Consider the following 235-nt stretch of genomic DNA (forward strand, 5'->3'; position numbering starts at 1 on the left):
GCGTAGTGGCGGTTGGCCGTTTCGTACTCGACGTGCGCGGTGTTGATGGTGATGCCGCGGGCCTTTTCTTCCGGAGCCGCGTCGATCTGGTCGTAGGCCTTGGCCGCGCCGCCGAACTTGGCTGCCAGCACGGTGGTGATGGCGGCGGTCAGGGTGGTCTTGCCATGGTCAACGTGACCGATGGTGCCCACGTTCACGTGCGGCTTGGTCCGCTCGAATTTCTCTTTTGCCATTT

1 protein-coding gene is annotated in these 235 nt (G+C 63.0%); it reads right to left on the bottom strand.

Features of this window, described 5'->3' with window-relative positions; genetic code table 11:
• A partial coding sequence (locus AAHB17_RS24685; protein ID WP_342133707.1) for a GTP-binding protein occupies positions 1 to 233 on the bottom strand: 233 nt, incomplete at its 3' end.
• Between the last annotated feature and the right edge of the window lie 2 nt (positions 234 to 235).

It is taken from the genome of Hydrogenophaga sp. OTU3427 (genome assembly GCF_038440225.1).
GTDB lineage: Bacteria > Pseudomonadota > Gammaproteobacteria > Burkholderiales > Burkholderiaceae_C > Hydrogenophaga.